The sequence below is a fragment of the Peptoniphilus phoceensis genome, from assembly GCF_001517665.2.
GTDB classification, from domain to species: Bacteria; Bacillota; Clostridia; order Tissierellales; family Peptoniphilaceae; genus Peptoniphilus_A; species Peptoniphilus_A timonensis.
The window spans coordinates 41,331-55,941 of the sequence record NZ_LN999809.1; the positions used below are offsets into that span (position 1 = coordinate 41,331).

13 protein-coding genes are annotated in these 14,611 nt (G+C 30.3%); 11 read left to right on the plus strand and 2 right to left on the minus strand.

Going from position 1 to position 14,611, the window contains the following annotated elements; translation table 11 throughout:
* Window positions 1-23: 23 nt before the first annotated feature.
* The 7 genes from BN3657_RS04445 to BN3657_RS04475 all read left to right on the plus strand — a co-directional run bounded on the left by BN3657_RS04445 (window position 24) and on the right by BN3657_RS04475 (window position 7,209).
* Window positions 24-2,126, plus strand: a complete 2,103-nt coding sequence (locus BN3657_RS04445; RefSeq protein WP_062551929.1) for an alpha/beta hydrolase family protein — start codon at window positions 24-26, stop codon at window positions 2,124-2,126.
* 86 nt (window positions 2,127-2,212) lie between these two features.
* Window positions 2,213-2,695: a ferritin gene (locus BN3657_RS04450; RefSeq protein ID WP_062551930.1), complete on the plus strand. Its 483-nt coding sequence runs from the start codon at window positions 2,213-2,215 to the stop codon at window positions 2,693-2,695.
* 192 nt (window positions 2,696-2,887) lie between these two features.
* Window positions 2,888-3,781 carry a UDP-N-acetylmuramate dehydrogenase gene (gene murB / locus BN3657_RS04455; protein WP_062551931.1) on the plus strand — a complete coding sequence of 298 codons (894 nt, stop codon included), beginning with the start codon at window positions 2,888-2,890 and terminating at the stop codon, window positions 3,779-3,781.
* Window positions 3,782-3,803: 22 nt separating this feature from the next.
* A complete protein-coding gene (rapZ, locus tag BN3657_RS04460; protein ID WP_062551932.1) occupies window positions 3,804-4,670 on the plus strand; it encodes an RNase adapter RapZ in 867 nt (288 codons plus the stop codon).
* Window positions 4,655-5,623 carry a gluconeogenesis factor YvcK family protein gene (locus BN3657_RS04465; protein ID WP_062551933.1) on the plus strand — a complete coding sequence of 323 codons (969 nt, stop codon included), beginning with the start codon at window positions 4,655-4,657 and terminating at the stop codon, window positions 5,621-5,623. The genes rapZ and BN3657_RS04465 overlap by 16 nt, the downstream gene beginning before the upstream one ends.
* A gap of 47 nt (window positions 5,624-5,670) precedes the next feature.
* On the plus strand, window positions 5,671-6,687 hold the full coding sequence (fni, locus tag BN3657_RS04470; RefSeq protein ID WP_062551934.1) for a type 2 isopentenyl-diphosphate Delta-isomerase: 1,017 nt from the start codon (window positions 5,671-5,673) through the stop codon (window positions 6,685-6,687).
* Entirely contained in the window at window positions 6,688-7,209 is a 522-nt protein-coding gene (locus BN3657_RS04475) for a HutD family protein (RefSeq protein ID WP_062551935.1), read from the plus strand. It begins immediately after the preceding gene.
* 88 nt (window positions 7,210-7,297) lie between these two features.
* On the opposite strand, the gene BN3657_RS04480 is transcribed toward BN3657_RS04475, so the two are convergent.
* Window positions 7,298-8,182: a DUF2207 family protein gene (locus BN3657_RS04480; protein WP_062551936.1), complete on the minus strand. Its 885-nt coding sequence runs from the start codon at window positions 8,180-8,182 to the stop codon at window positions 7,298-7,300.
* Between the two features lie 66 nt (window positions 8,183-8,248).
* Here BN3657_RS04480 and trxB point away from each other — a divergent pair, with 66 nt between their 5' ends.
* Window positions 8,249-9,202, plus strand: a complete 954-nt coding sequence (gene trxB / locus BN3657_RS04485; RefSeq protein WP_062551937.1) for a thioredoxin-disulfide reductase — start codon at window positions 8,249-8,251, stop codon at window positions 9,200-9,202.
* Between the two features lie 86 nt (window positions 9,203-9,288).
* Here trxB and BN3657_RS04490 read toward each other — a convergent pair whose 3' ends face one another.
* Entirely contained in the window at window positions 9,289-10,644 is a 1,356-nt protein-coding gene (locus BN3657_RS04490; protein ID WP_062551938.1) for an MATE family efflux transporter, read from the minus strand.
* Window positions 10,645-10,889: 245 nt separating this feature from the next.
* Here BN3657_RS04490 and hydE point away from each other — a divergent pair, with 245 nt between their 5' ends.
* Genes hydE through hydF form a run of 3 tightly spaced genes read left to right on the plus strand, consistent with a single transcriptional unit; the run spans window position 10,890 to window position 14,543 of the window.
* Complete coding sequence (hydE, locus tag BN3657_RS04495; RefSeq protein WP_062551939.1) at window positions 10,890-11,930, plus strand: [FeFe] hydrogenase H-cluster radical SAM maturase HydE; 1,041 nt, start codon at window positions 10,890-10,892, stop codon at window positions 11,928-11,930.
* A gap of 16 nt (window positions 11,931-11,946) precedes the next feature.
* Window positions 11,947-13,368 (plus strand): [FeFe] hydrogenase H-cluster radical SAM maturase HydG, encoded by a 1,422-nt coding sequence (gene hydG / locus BN3657_RS04500; RefSeq protein ID WP_062552545.1) that lies wholly within the window; start codon window positions 11,947-11,949, stop codon window positions 13,366-13,368.
* Window positions 13,368-14,543 carry a [FeFe] hydrogenase H-cluster maturation GTPase HydF gene (hydF, locus tag BN3657_RS04505; RefSeq protein WP_062551940.1) on the plus strand — a complete coding sequence of 392 codons (1,176 nt, stop codon included), beginning with the start codon at window positions 13,368-13,370 and terminating at the stop codon, window positions 14,541-14,543. Before hydG ends, hydF begins: the two co-directional genes overlap by 1 nt.
* Window positions 14,544-14,611: the final 68 nt, after the last annotated feature.

Here is a 14,611-nt window from a genome sequence, read left to right on the forward strand (position 1 = left end):
AAGAGAGGTCTTATCCCCTTGTTATGAAAATAAATAATTTTTTAGTTAAAATTTCCAACAAAATAAATATTTTTTTTAAGAAACATTTTGGCAGAACCAGTGGTTTTGCCCTTATAATGGTGGCAATTATATCCTTATTTTCTGCCACCTTTTTTTATTATTATCTAGCAGATTTTGCTTTGCCAAAGCCACTGGCATTTTTACTTATAGCTTTGCTATTTTATGCCTTATATTTCATACTTTGGCAGCTACTAAAAATAGGATTTTTACTTTTAAAGAGAGTTAGGGCAAGAAATCTTGCTATCTACGCAATTCTTATCTGGGGATTAAAGTACTTTTATGACGAATGTTTATATTATGTAAATATAGATTATTTTGAAATAATTTTTATTGCTTTAGCCTTTCTTGTGCTTGTAACTTTTTCCAAGTCTCTAGTTTCCTTTGTGAAAAACAAGAAAAAATTAGCACTTTTATTTTTAATTCCAACTACGGCAATTCTTGCAGGGTCAGTTTATTTTATGGTATTTCCAGGTTTTCAATCAAAAGAAATTTATGAAATGAATTTAGAAAAAGATAAAGTTGCTGGAAAAACTGAAAAATATAAGGTAGAAGTAATTGATTATCAAGCAAATCCAGTAGATCTCACAGATTTTGTGAATTATTCAGGAAATACAAAAAAAATTAGAGACAAATTTTTTGGAAAAGGACTTAATAAGACAGATGTGAGAGGAAGAATTTATGCTCCAAAGGGTTTAGAAAAGGCGCCAGTTTTATTTGTAGTCCATGGAAACCACAGATTCACGACAAAAAATTATCTAGGTTATGATTATCTTGGTCATTATCTTGCAAAAAGAGGAATTGCCATGGTATCAGTTGACATGAATATGTTAAATGGCTTTATGAAATTTGGAGTTGGAAATGAGAATGATGCAAGAGCTATTCTTCTTCTTGAAAATATGGAAAATATTTTTAAAAGAAATAAGATAGAAAATAGTCCACTTTACAATAGATTTGATAGAAATAATATTGCTATAATGGGACACTCTAGAGGAGGAGAAGCTGCAACCATTGCTTATAATTTTAATGAACTTAAATTTCATCCTGACAATGGAAAAATATCTCACAGATATGATTTTAATATAAAGGGGATAATTACAGTTGCTCCGACTTATAATCAGTACAAGCCTTCAGACAAAAATATAATTTTAAGGGATGTAAATTATTTTACTATTGCTGGTACTAACGATGCTGATGTAGACGGTTTTGAAGGAATGCTTATGTATGACAATGTAATTTTTTCTGGAGTAAAGGATAACTTTAAAACAGCTCTTTATCTTGGATATGCTAACCATGGAAACTTTAACAAACTTTGGGGGGATTTTGATTGTGACCCAGGAGAAGGACTATTCCTAAATAGAAAAGAATTGCTCGATGCTGACAAACAAAGAGAAATTTTATCTGCTTACACTCTAAACTTTTTAGAAAATTCCTTTGGGAAAACCTACAATAGAGAAATATTTAAAGAAGGTCCATATAAATACAGTGATTTGCCAGAAACAAATTATTACACTAGATACATGGATTCAGATTTTGTAAAGCTTGCTGACTTTGAAGAAGATTATGACATAACTACAACATCTTTTCCTTCTGGAATAATTAATTTTTCTAATTTGAGTAAAATTTATGAGAACAGTCACGAGTATGGAGAAAAATCTTCTAAGACAAGTGGAGTTTTTATTGAATCAAATAAAAATTCAAATTATAGTCTTAGATTTACAGAAAAAATTCCAAGTGGAAGATTTTTGCAGTTTGATATAGAAAATCTGAGATTTGAAGATATTGCAGATAATATAGATTTAGAAATGCAAGATACTTGGGGAAATGTAGCTAGAATCAATTTAAGTGATTATAAAAAGATAATACCTGTTACAAAGACTTATCTTTATAAAATTGATTATCTAAATGACGATTATTATGAAAGGTTTGTGCCGCAAACTCTCATAATTCCAATAGAGGATTTTAAAAAATCTAACAGCAATCTAAATTTAGAAGAAATAAATAAGCTTGAATTTAAATTTAAAAATAATATTAAAATTTCTATAGATAATATAGGGATTGTGAAATAAATTGTTTAAAAAGAAATAAAGAGGGTAATTTAAAATTAAGAGCGATGAGCTTATAAAGAAAATAAAAAAACTTGGAGGTTTTTAAAATGGAAAGTAAATTATTAAAAGGACTTAATGAACAATATAATTTTGAAATTGAATCAGGATACATTTATATATCAATGGCACACCATGTAAAAGAAAAGGGAATGGACGGTTTTGCTCACTTCTTTTACAAACAAGCACATGAAGAATTTGAACATGCAGAAAAATTAAGAAACTTCTTATTTGAAATAGATGAAAAACCAGTTCTTGAAGGAATTAAAAAACCACAAGAAGATTTTGGAAACTTTACAGATACATTTAAAACTGCTCTTGAACACGAAAAAGAAGTTACAAAGAGAATTAACAAGTTAGTTGATCTTTCTGTAGAAGAAAATGACCACAGAGTAACATCACTTCTTCAATGGTATGTTGATGAACAAGTTGAAGAAGAAGATAACTTCAGAACAATAATTGAAAAACTTGAAAGAATCAATGAAGCTTGGGCTGGACTTTATATCTACGACGCAGAACTTGGAAGAAGATAAGATAAATAATATTGAAAATGAGATACCCTTAGGGGTATCTTTTTTTTATTTGTAAAATTTTTTGGATAAAAAATTTCCAGAAGAATTTTGTGAAATTTTAAAAATAATTTTTATAAAATTAAGAAAAATCCTAAAGTTAATATTTACTCTCTTTAATGATATAATTGTTTTAGTAATTAATTGAGGTGTATTATGAATTTTGATATAAATGAAAATTTGGGAGATTTTTTTTATGATGAGCCCATGACTCGCCACACTTCCTTTTGTGTGGGTGGGCCTGCAAAACTTTTAATAAAGCCAAAGGACGAAGAAGCTCTTATAGAAATTTTAAAAGAAATAAGAAAAAATAATTATAATTATTATATACTTGGCAATTGTACAAATATTATTGTAAAAGATAGAGGTTTTGATGGCATCATAATTAAATTAAAAAACAAATTGAATGATGTTAAGAAAATATCTGATAGAGAAATTTATGCGGGAACAGGTGCCAGTATGAAAAAGGTAAGCGAATTTGCCATGGAAAATTCTTTAACTGGTCTTGAGTTTGCTCATGGAATTCCTGGATCTTTAGGTGGTGCCATTGTCATGAATGCTGGTGCTTACGATGGTGAAATAAAAAATGTTGTGAAAAGTGTTAGACTTCTTGATGAAAATTTAGATGTTATAGAAATTCCTTGCGATGAAATGAATTTTTCTTACAGACATTCTCTTGTGCAAGAAAGAGATTTAGTTGTCCTTGGAGCAACTTTTGCACTTGATGATGGAAATAAAGATGAGATTAGAGAAAAGTATGAAGAATTTGACAGGAGAAGGGCAGATAAACAACCTTTGGATATGCCTTCTGCTGGTTCTACTTTTAAAAGACCTACTGGATATTTTGCTGGAAAGTTAATTGATGATTCTGGTCTTAGGGGATTTACTCATAAGGGAGCAGGAATTAGTGAGAAACACTGTGGTTTTGTTGTAAATAAAAATAATGCCACTGCTGAAGATATTCTTGAAACTATTGAAATTGTTCAAAAGGTTGTTCACGATAAATTCGGTGTTAATATGGAGAGAGAAGTTAAAATTATTGGTGACTGATTTTCTTTTGTTTGGTGATTAAATGGAACTTATAATTATTACGGGAATGAGTGGATCTGGCAAATCCTATGCTCTAGATGTTTTTGAAGATCTTGGTTATTATGCAATGGATAATCTTGCTCCAGCTCTCTTGCCAAAATTTTGTAGTATAGCTCTAGATGCAAAGAGCAAAAGTTTTGAGAAGGTAGCTGCTGTTGTTGACATGAGAAGTGGCGAGCTATTTAATGATTTTTATTCTGCTTATGAAGAGTTAAAGGGAATGAATGTGAAAATAAGGCTCTTATTTCTTTATGCAGATATGGAAACTATTATTGCAAGATACAAGGAGCTTAGAAGGCCTCATCCAATGAATAGGTCTATTGTTGAGGGTTATAATTTTGAAGCAGAAACTCTTTCAAAAATAAAAGAAAGTGCAGATTTTGTAATAGATACCACTGGTCTTTCTACTAAAAATTTGAGAAAACAACTTATGGCTTTTGTTTCATACGACGAAAAGGATAACTTTGCCATTGAGGTTTCAAGTTTTGGTTTTAAAAATGGTATTTTAAGAGATGCCGATCTTGTTTTTGATGTTAGGTTTTTGCCAAATCCTTTTTATATAAAAGAGCTCAAAGATTTAAACGGAAAGTCTGAAGAAGTGAAGTCTTATGTCTTGAAGTGGGACGTCACTAGTGAGTTTATCGAAAAGACCATTGATTTATTGAAGTTTTTGATACCAAATTATATGTCAGAACAAAAGAGGGTTTTGACAATTGGAATTGGTTGTACTGGTGGATTTCACAGATCAGTAACTATAGCTGAAGAAATTGGCAGACTTTTAAAAGAAGAATATAAATCCACCTATGTTACACACAGGGATATGGAGAAAAATTTATGGAAAAAAAGATAGCAGTCCTTGGAGGAGGGACAGGTATCTCCACCATTTTGCGTGGTTTAAAAGATTACAGCAAAAATATTTCTGCTGTTGTTTCCATGTCTGATGATGGTGGTGGAAGTGGAATTTTAAGAGAAGAATTAAATATGCTCCCACCAGGAGATGTGAGGAGATGTCTTATTGCTCTTTCCAATACAGATAACACTATGAAAAGACTCTTGAATTATAGATTTAATTCTGGAAGTTTAAAAAATCAAAATGTCGGAAATATTTTGATTGCTGCCTTGACAGATATTTTTGGATCTTTTGACAAGGCTCTTTTGGAAATGTCCAGTGTATTTAATGTTACAGGCAAAATTATTCCAGTTACTTTAGATGAAACTCATCTTGTTGCTGAATTTGAATCTAAGGACAAGGTAGTAGGCGAGTCCTACATACCAAAGATGTGTTATAGGTTAAATACAAAAATTGAGAAGATGAGTATGATTCCTCATTATCCTAAGGCAAATGATGAGGCTCTAAAGGCAATACTTTCATCTGATATAGTTATAATTGGACCAGGGTCTTTATACACTTCCATTATACCCAATTTTTTAGTTGCTGGGATAAATGAAACCCTAAGAGATACAGAGGCGAAAGTTATTTACATTGCCAATGCCATGACCCAAAGGGGAGAAACTCTTGAATATTCTTTAAGAGATCATTTTGATGCAATTCTAAAACATGCAGAGTATGACTTTATTGATGAAGTTATAGTGAATAATCTTAGGGCATCAGAAGAGATTTATAAATATTATTACAACAAAGATGAATCAATGCCAATATTTGCCACTGATGATGATAGAAAATATTTTAGAGAAAAAAATGTAAAAATTACAGAAGGCGAATTTATTGAAATAAAGAATGGACTCATAAGACATGATGGTGACAAAATTGGAGCCAGCATTTTTAACACTCCTTTCTTGTAAAAAATTTTTAAAGATGATATTATTTACTTGTTATAAAGGAGGATGTAATGAGGAAATATAGAAAGACTGAACATATAGAAAATTTCCTTCGCTCGACTTATGTTGGCGACCCACTTTTTTCCGATATCTTTTTGTATAATGACTCTATTCCAGAGATAAATTATGATGAAATTGATACAAGTCTTAATTTTTTAGATAAAAAAATAAAATTTCCCCTAATGATAAATGCCATGACAGGTGGATCAAGTTTATCAGAGGAAATAAATAGAAATCTTGCCAGCGTGGCAGTTGAATACGACCTTCCTATGGCTGTTGGTTCGCAAACTATTGCTCTTGAAGATGAGGACTCAAGAAAATCCTTTGAAATTGTAAGAGAAATTATAAAGGATGGAATTGTTATTTCAAACCTAAGTGGATTTTCTAGTGTTGAAGATGCAAAACTTGCAGTAGATCTATTAAGGGCCGATGCAATTCAAATACATTTAAATCCAGCTCAAGAACTTGTGCAAGCTGAAGGGGAAAGAAATTTTTGTGGAATTTTAAAAAACATTGAAAATATAGTTAAAAAGTCTGAGGTGCCAGTTATAGTAAAAGAAGTTGGCTTTGGGATGTCACAAAAGACTGTGAAGAAACTCTATGATGTTGGAGTTAAGTATGTAGATATTTCTGGTTACGGTGGTTCAAACTTCTTTGAAATAGAAAATTTGAGAGATCCAAATGCAGATATATCAGATTTATTTTCATGGGGGATTCCCACTGCCCTATCTATCATAGAAACAAAAAAACTCAATTATGATGATCTTTATTTAATAGCATCAGGAGGAATAAAAACTTCTATGGACATAGTAAAAAGCATTAGCCTTGGAGCAGATATGACTGCAATTAGTGGCGAAATTTTATCTTATATAATTCGTGGCGGATATGAATACACCCTAAAGTATATTGATGGTCTTATGGAAAAAACTAAGATGCTCATGATGCTAAATGGTGCAAAAAATATTTCTGAACTTCAAAAAGTTGATTATAAAGTAACTGGAAAGTTAAGAGAATTATTGGAGGACTAAATGAAATTTATTAAAAAAGAAGAATTTAAAGATTCAAACTGGTCTGCAGGAGTTACAACGGAAGTTTTCATCTATCCAGAAGATGCAAGTGTTGCTGAAAAAAATTTTGACTTTAGAATTTCTACTGCGACTTGCAATGACAAAGAATCAGTTTACACACCTTATAAGGGATTTTTTAGATACATTACACCAATTGACAATGTTATGAATATCGAAAGTGGTGAAAATAAATTTAAATTAAATCCCTTTGAAGTGCTTTTCTTTGATGGAGATGATTCTACAAAATCTTCAGGAGATGTTAGAGATTTTAATCTCATTTATAAAAAGGGTCTTGATGCAAAAATGTATGCCTTAAATATAAATAATTTTGTATTTAAAGCAGAAAAAAAGGCAGTAATTTTTAATTATGATTCTGATTTAAGAGTTGAAGGCAAAGATTTTGAAAAATTCTCAGCTATTTATCTTGAAAATGAAGAAATAAAAATAGAAGGTAAGGGCAAACTTATAATTTGCGAGTTTTAATATAAGATTATAAAAAAAGCTGTGAATAATGATGTCTAGAAAATTTTAGGCATTATTATCACAGCTTTTTTATTTTGTAATATTTAAATTAATTTCTTACTAGAAGATGATCGCCAACTAGAGCTGTCTTAAAGCTAGGGTAGAAGTCAGAATCAAAAAATATTTCGTATTTTTTATTATCTAAATTTTCATAAATATTTGAAGTTATTTCTTCCTTTAGTCCAAATCCTATAGCTAGAAGAAAATCTTCTTCATCTTTACCCTTGTAAGATTTCAAATCTTCTTCTTTCTTTTCAAGTTCTCTAAATTTTTCATTTCCAGCTTCAGTCATTTTAGAAAAAGATGATATTAGAGAAGCATAAAAATAAAGAGAAAAGACAATACTTACAATACCGAAAAATTTTTCATTGTAAACTGAAATTATTCCCACAAAAAATAAAAGTGAAAAAATTACAAAAGATATAAAGATTTTTAAGCTATTTTTTTCTTTGGTGAACAATTTTTTTTCAATCATTTTATCTTCTAAATAAAATATAAAATCGTTAAATTTTTTGTTGTAATTGTCGGCTTCTGTTCTTCTTAACTTATCCATTTGTCTTGTTGAGATTTGATCATCTCCAAGAGAGAAAAGAGTTTTAAAAAGTCTTTTTTCTCCGTCATCTAGATTTGAATCGTCTAAGTTTTTTAAGATAAATGCAACTTTTTCTTCGCCTCTTTTTGTCTTATAGATATTTTTTTCTATAAAAAGATGTCCATCTCCATAGACTTTTAAAATCATTGCTATAATTGTGTTGTAAATAAAATTTGGTCCTTTGTATAAATAGGCTTTTTCATAATAGTTTAAGTTTGAGTCCTTATCTCCAATAATCTTTTTCTTCTTTTTTAATAGATAGTTCATATAAAAAGAAAGAGAAAATAATAGTAAGTTTATTATAAAAAAATAAGTTGTTGAAAAATTCATTTTAAAATCCATTTAATCACCTATATCTATTATATACAAAAAAAGATTTTTGGGTATAATAAGAAATGGAGGGATAGAATGTACGATATTATTATAATTGGCGGAGGTCCAGCTGGTTTAACTGCAGGTCTATATGCAGCGAGAAGTAAAAAGAAAACCCTAATTATTGAAAAGGGAATCGAAGGTGGACAAATCTCTGAAACTACTCAAGTAGAAAACTATCCAGGTATTGATACAATAGATGGAGTTGAACTTGGTAAAAAAATGGCAGACCAAGCGAAAAAATTTGGTGCCAAAATTGTCATGGACGAAGTCCTAGATATGGAACTTGATGGCAAAGTAAAAAAAATAAAGGGACATGTTGAATCTTATGAAGCTAAGGCAGTTATAGTTGCAACAGGAGCTTCTCCTAGAGAAATTGGTGCACCTGGAGAAAAAGAATATAAGGGTCGTGGCGTAAGTTATTGTTCAACTTGTGACGCAGCCTTTTATGAAGACGAAACTGTTTATGTAGTTGGTGGCGGCGATTCTGCTGTTCAAGAGGCAATTTTTATAACAAATTTTGCAAAAAAAGTTTATATAATTCACAGAAGAGATGAATTAAGAGCATCTAAAGTTCTTCAAGAACAAGCCTTTAACAATGACAAGATTGATTTTATCTGGAACACTACTGTAAAAGAAATCAAGGGCGACAAAATTGTAAATGAAATGATTTTACACGATACTAAAACAGGTGAAGACAGATCAATAAAATCAGATGATCCTTTTGGAATTTTTGTTTTCATAGGTTATATTCCTATGACAGAAATGTTTAAGGATAAGTTGGAACTTACTGAAGATGGCTACATTAAAACTGATGAAGAAATGAGGACTAATGTGCCAGGAGTTTTTGCAGCAGGAGATATTAGAAAGAAAAGTGTTCGCCAAGTTGTAAATGCAGCTGGTGACGGTGCTGTTGCAGCTATGAATGCTCAAAAATATATTGATGAAGAAGAAGGAAATCTATACGAAGGTTTCAAAGAAAATAAATAAAAATAAAAAAACATTGGCTGAAAATTAAAATCAACCAATGTTTTTTATTTTACATAAATTTTTATTTTACATAAAATTATAAAAATTTAATTCGTTTCTATCCAATCTGCCTTGATTGTGTACCCGACCATTAAAATTACACCAATTACCCATGAAATAGGATAAAGTCTATAAACATTTTCGATGGTGTTGAAATGTGGAATGACAAATTTCGCAGCAATTATTCTAAATAAACAAAGTGACAACAAAAGAATTATCATAGGTGGAACAGTTTTTCCTGTACCTCTTACTGTGCCTGCAAGAGAATGCATAATGGCAAGAAGAAAATAAAAAGGACAGAAAAATTTTGTTGCTAAAACTCCAGCTTCAATTACATTTGGCTCCTTTGTGAAAAGACCAATTAAATTTGGTGCAAAAGTATAAAGTAAGCTTCCACTTATTATGGTGTAAATAATAGTCATAATTAAAGTAGTCCACATTCCTTTTTTTACTCGATTAATTTTTCCTGCACCATAATTTTGTCCAGCAAAGGTTGTTATAGCCATGCTAAGACTCATTACTGGCAAGATATTAAAACCATCAATTTTTATGAAAGCTCCAAAACCTGCCATAGCAAGAGGACCAAAAACATTTACACTAGATTGCATAATTACATTTGAAAGGGAAATTACAGTGTTTTGTATTGCAGTTGGTATTCCAACTTTTATTATTCTAAGAGCCATATCCTTGTGAATTTTTATCCTTGAAAGATGAACTTTATAAATTTCTGGGACTCTTATTAAAAATAAGAGGGCAAGTATAGCTGAAAGTGCTTGACTAATATTAGTTGCAATAGCTGCACCTTCAACTCCCAAAGAAAATCTTTTTATGAATAAAAAATCAAGGATTACATTTGTAAAGGAAGCTATAAAAAGATATAGGAGGGACCTTTTTGAATTGCCCACTGCATTTAAAATTCCAGCTTCCATATTGTAAATTATGTTAAAGATAAGTCCAAAAGAAAAAATTCTTAAATAAGTTATAGATTGTGTCATTACTTCTTTTGGAGTGTCCATTTGTTCTAAAAGCCATGGAGCAAAGACATATCCAAGTATAGAAATTAAAAGTCCAAGAATAATAGAGATTGCCATAGAAGTGTGAACAGCAAGTTTCATTTCCTTTTGATTTTCTCCTCCCATGGACTGAGAAACCAAGATTCCACATCCAACAGCTATACCCTGACTAAAAGATATAAGAAGATTAATAAGAGGAGTGCTAGATCCTACAGCTGCCAAGGCATGACTTCCCACATAATTTCCCACAATCATGGAGTCAATAGTGTTATAGGTCTGTTGGAGAAGATTTCCAAAAATGAGGGGAAGGGCAAAGAGGACAATAGTCTTCCAAATACTACCTTGCGTCATTAAATTTTTTTCAACATTTGATATTGATTTAGCTTTCAATTTTTATCATCTCATTGTTTTTTTATCATTAATATGTAAATTTTATAAACATTAAATAATATTGTACTTTAAAAGATAAAATATTTCAAAAATCTTAAATTTTATAATATTTTTATTGCTAGTAATCTCTTGTTTAGTGAAACTTTTTATAATTAATAAATCCAATCCATGACTTATTTATACTTGATTAATTAAGTGTAAGTATTATAATAGATTGTGAACTTTTTAACTAAGATAGGATTTTTATGAATAAAACATTAGAAATATGCGAAAAATTTTATAAAACTAAAAAGATTTCCTTTGAAGATTTTTCTTATTTAATGAATTTAAATGGAGAAGATGCAAAAAATCTTTATTCTTTTGCTAGAAATTTGGCATTAAAAAATTTTGGCAATGAGATTTACATAAGAGGACTAATTGAAATTAGCACTTATTGCAAAAATAATTGTTTTTATTGTGGTCTTAGAAATGCCAACAAATCTGCTAAAAGATTAAGACTCTCAAAAGAGGAGATTTTAGAACTTGTCAGTCATTCTGTTGACTTGGGAATAAAAACTATTGTGATGCAGGGTGGGGAAGATGATTTTTACACTTTAGAATATTTAAGAGAAATTTTATCTGAAATTAAAAATCGATTTTCTGATATTGCAATAACTCTTTCTTTGGGAGAGAGAGATTTTAAAGATTTTGAAGCCTTAAAAAATATTGGAGCTGACAGATATCTTCTTCGTCACGAAACTTATTCAAAGTGCCACTATGAAAGGCTACATCCAAATTCTATGAGTTTTGAGAATAGGATAAATTCTATTTTGAAATTAAAGGAATTGGGTTATCAAACTGGTTGTGGAATGATGGTGGGTTCTCCCTTCCAAGAAAGGCAAAATTTATATGAGGATTTAAATTTTATCTTAAAATTAAGACCTCAAATGGTGGGGATTGGACCCTTTATAGCTCAGAAAGATACTCCCTTTAGAGATTACGAGTGTGGAAAGTTAGATGATGTTCTAAAAATTTTATCTATTGTTAGAATTGCAGATGAGAAACTTCTCCTTCCGTCGACGACAGCCTTGGGAAGTATAGATGATTTTGGACGAGAAAAAGGAATTTTGGCAGGTGCCAATGTTCTAATGCCCAATGTTGGTGCAGAAAAACTTAGAAAAAATTATAAACTTTATGACAATAAAATTGGAACAGAAGTACAAAATTCTGATGATTTTAAAGGACTTGAAGAAAAGCTAAATAAGATTGGATATAAAATTTCAAAATCTAGAGGAGATTATAAGTAAGGAAGAAGGAATAAAAATGTACAAAGTAGATTCAAATGTTGCAGAAGAATTTATAAATCATCAAGAGATTTTAGATACCCTTGATTATGCAGGAAAAAATAAGAACAATAAAGATTTATTAGATAAAGTATTAGAAAAAGCGAAAAAAGAAAAGGGTTTGAGCCATAGAGAAGCTGCCTTACTTCTTTTTAGTGATGACAAATATTATCAAGAAGAAATTTTTAAGTTGGCGAAAAAAATTAAGGAAGACCACTATGGCAATAGAATTGTTTTATTTGCACCACTTTATCTTTCGAATTACTGTATAAATGGTTGTGTATACTGTCCTTATCACGCAAAAAATAAGAATATTAGAAGGAAAAAATTATCTCAAGAAGAAATAAAAAATGAAGTAATAGCCCTTCAAGATATGGGACACAAAAGACTTGCCATCGAACTTGGCGAAGATCCTGTTAATAACACTATGGAATATATCTTGGAATCTATTAAGACAATTTATTCTATAAAACATGAAAATGGTCAAATAAGAAGAGTAAATATAAATATTGCTGCCACAAGTGTTGAAAATTATAAAAAGTTAAAAGATGCAGAAATTGGCACTTACATTCTTTTCCAAGAAACTTATAACAAAAAGTCCTACGAAGAACTTCATCCTACTGGACCAAAACACAATTATGCCTACCACACAGAAGCCATAGATAGGGCAATGGAAGCAGGCATTGATGATGTTGGAATTGGTGTTTTATTTGGACTTGAAACTTATAAATATGAACTTGTTGGACTTTTGATGCACGCAGAACACTTGGAAGCAAGATTTTGGGTTGGACCACACACAATTTCTGTTCCAAGAATTCAACCAGCAGATGACATTGATCCAAGTGATTTTAAAAATGAACTAGCTGACGATATTTTTGAAAAGTTAATTGCCTTAATTAGAGTTTCAGTTCCTTATACAGGAATGATTATTTCTACAAGAGAATCTAAAAGAGTTAGGGAAAAAGCTTTAGAACTTGGTGTGAGCCAAATTTCTGGAGGATCAAAAACTTCTGTTGGCGGTTATGTTGAGGAAGAAAAAAGAGAAGATAATTCTGCTCAATTTGATGTTGCTGACAACAGAACTCTAGAAGAAGTTGTGGACTGGTTAATGGAACTTGGTTATATTCCAAGTTTTTGCACAGCTTGTTACAGGGCTGGAAGAACTGGAGACAGATTTATGCAGCTTTGTAAGTCAGGACAAATTTTAAATTGTTGTCAACCAAATGCATTAATGACTTTAAAAGAATACATGTTAGATTATGGCAATGAAAAGACAAAGGAATTAAGTGATGAATTAATTGCAAAAGAACTTGAAAAAATTCCTGATGAAACTGTAAAAAATAAGGCGAAAGAATATATTGATGAAATGGAAAAAGTTGGAAAGAGAGATTTTAGATTTTAATGGAATTAAATAAAACTAATTCAGGATCTAGGATTCACATTGGTTTTTTTGGAAAAGTAAATTCAGGAAAGAGCTCAATAATAAATGCCTTTGCAAATCGTGAAATTTCTATTGTCTCAAAAGAAGAGGGAACTACAACAGATCCTGTTTATAAGTCCATGGAGATAAAAGATTTGGGAGCTTGTCTATTGATGGACACTCCAGGTATTGCTGATAAAACCATTCTCGGAGAAAAGAGAATGAAAAAGACTGGGGAAGTCATTTCAAAAACTGATATAGGAATCTTAGTTGTATCAGATACTGATACAAAATCTGAAAGAGAACTTTTAAAAGAATTTAAGGAAACACCAATTCTTATTGTAATAAATAAAATTGATATCTTATCTAAAGATGAAATAAAAAAAATAAGAGAGGATTTTTCAGATTACAAAGTAATTGAGCTTTCAGCACTTGAAAAATTTGGTTTAGACAAGCTCTTGGAAGAACTTTTAAAATTTAAGCCAAATAAAGAAGAGAAACTTTTTGACGGAATGGTTGAAGAGAAAAATCTTGTTTTACTTGTAATTCCACAAGATATTGCCGCCCCAAAAAATCGATTGATCCTTCCTCAAGTCCAAGCAATTCGTGAGCTTTTAGATAGAAATGCCCTTGTATCTATGGTAAAACTCGAAGAACTAAGTGATATTTTACAAATCTTAAATAAAAAGCCAGATTTAATTGTAGCTGACTCCTCTGTATTTTTAGAAGTTTATGAAAAAATACCAAGAGATGTAAGATTAACTTCTTTTTCAGTTTTATTTGCAAAATTAAAGGGTGATATTGGCGAATACCTAAGAGGAGTGGAAGCTTTAGAAAAATTAAATGAAAATTCAAAAATTTTAATTGCAGAAGCTTGCACTCATGCTCCAGCAGAAGAAGATATTGGCAGAATAAAAATACCAAATATGATAAGAAAAAAATATGGAGAAAATATTCAAGTTGATGTGAGCAGTGGTTCAGTTTTTCCAGAGAATATTTGTGATTATGATTTAATAGTTCAGTGTGGTGGCTGCATGTTAAATGCAAAAAATATAAGAAACAGAATAAAAAAGGCAAAAGAAAAAAATATTCCAATAACAAATTATGGAATAGTAATTGCTCATTTTAAGGGAATACTTGATAAAATAAATTATTAAAGATTTGTTTATTATATAAACTTATAAAAAGATTTCAGAGATGATATATTTTCTCTGAAATTTTTTTG

What these genes read in the sequence shown, in the direction of transcription:
- fni (WP_062551934.1), top strand. Translation starts at nt 5,671, where the DNA reads ATGAGGAAATATAGAAAGACTGAACATATAGAAAATTTCCTTCGCTCG.
- hydF (WP_062551940.1), top strand. Translation starts at nt 13,368, where the DNA reads ATGGAATTAAATAAAACTAATTCAGGATCTAGGATTCACATTGGTTTT.
- murB (WP_062551931.1), top strand. Translation starts at nt 2,888, where the DNA reads ATGAATTTTGATATAAATGAAAATTTGGGAGATTTTTTTTATGATGAG.
- BN3657_RS04450 (WP_062551930.1), top strand. Translation starts at nt 2,213, where the DNA reads ATGGAAAGTAAATTATTAAAAGGACTTAATGAACAATATAATTTTGAA.
- trxB (WP_062551937.1), top strand. Translation starts at nt 8,249, where the DNA reads ATGTACGATATTATTATAATTGGCGGAGGTCCAGCTGGTTTAACTGCA.
- hydG (WP_062552545.1), top strand. Translation starts at nt 11,947, where the DNA reads ATGTACAAAGTAGATTCAAATGTTGCAGAAGAATTTATAAATCATCAA.
- BN3657_RS04465 (WP_062551933.1), top strand. Translation starts at nt 4,655, where the DNA reads ATGGAAAAAAAGATAGCAGTCCTTGGAGGAGGGACAGGTATCTCCACC.
- rapZ (WP_062551932.1), top strand. Translation starts at nt 3,804, where the DNA reads ATGGAACTTATAATTATTACGGGAATGAGTGGATCTGGCAAATCCTAT.
- BN3657_RS04445 (WP_062551929.1), top strand. Translation starts at nt 24, where the DNA reads ATGAAAATAAATAATTTTTTAGTTAAAATTTCCAACAAAATAAATATT.
- BN3657_RS04480 (WP_062551936.1), bottom strand. Translation starts at nt 8,182, where the DNA reads ATGGATTTTAAAATGAATTTTTCAACAACTTATTTTTTTATAATAAAC.
- hydE (WP_062551939.1), top strand. Translation starts at nt 10,890, where the DNA reads ATGAATAAAACATTAGAAATATGCGAAAAATTTTATAAAACTAAAAAG.
- BN3657_RS04475 (WP_062551935.1), top strand. Translation starts at nt 6,688, where the DNA reads ATGAAATTTATTAAAAAAGAAGAATTTAAAGATTCAAACTGGTCTGCA.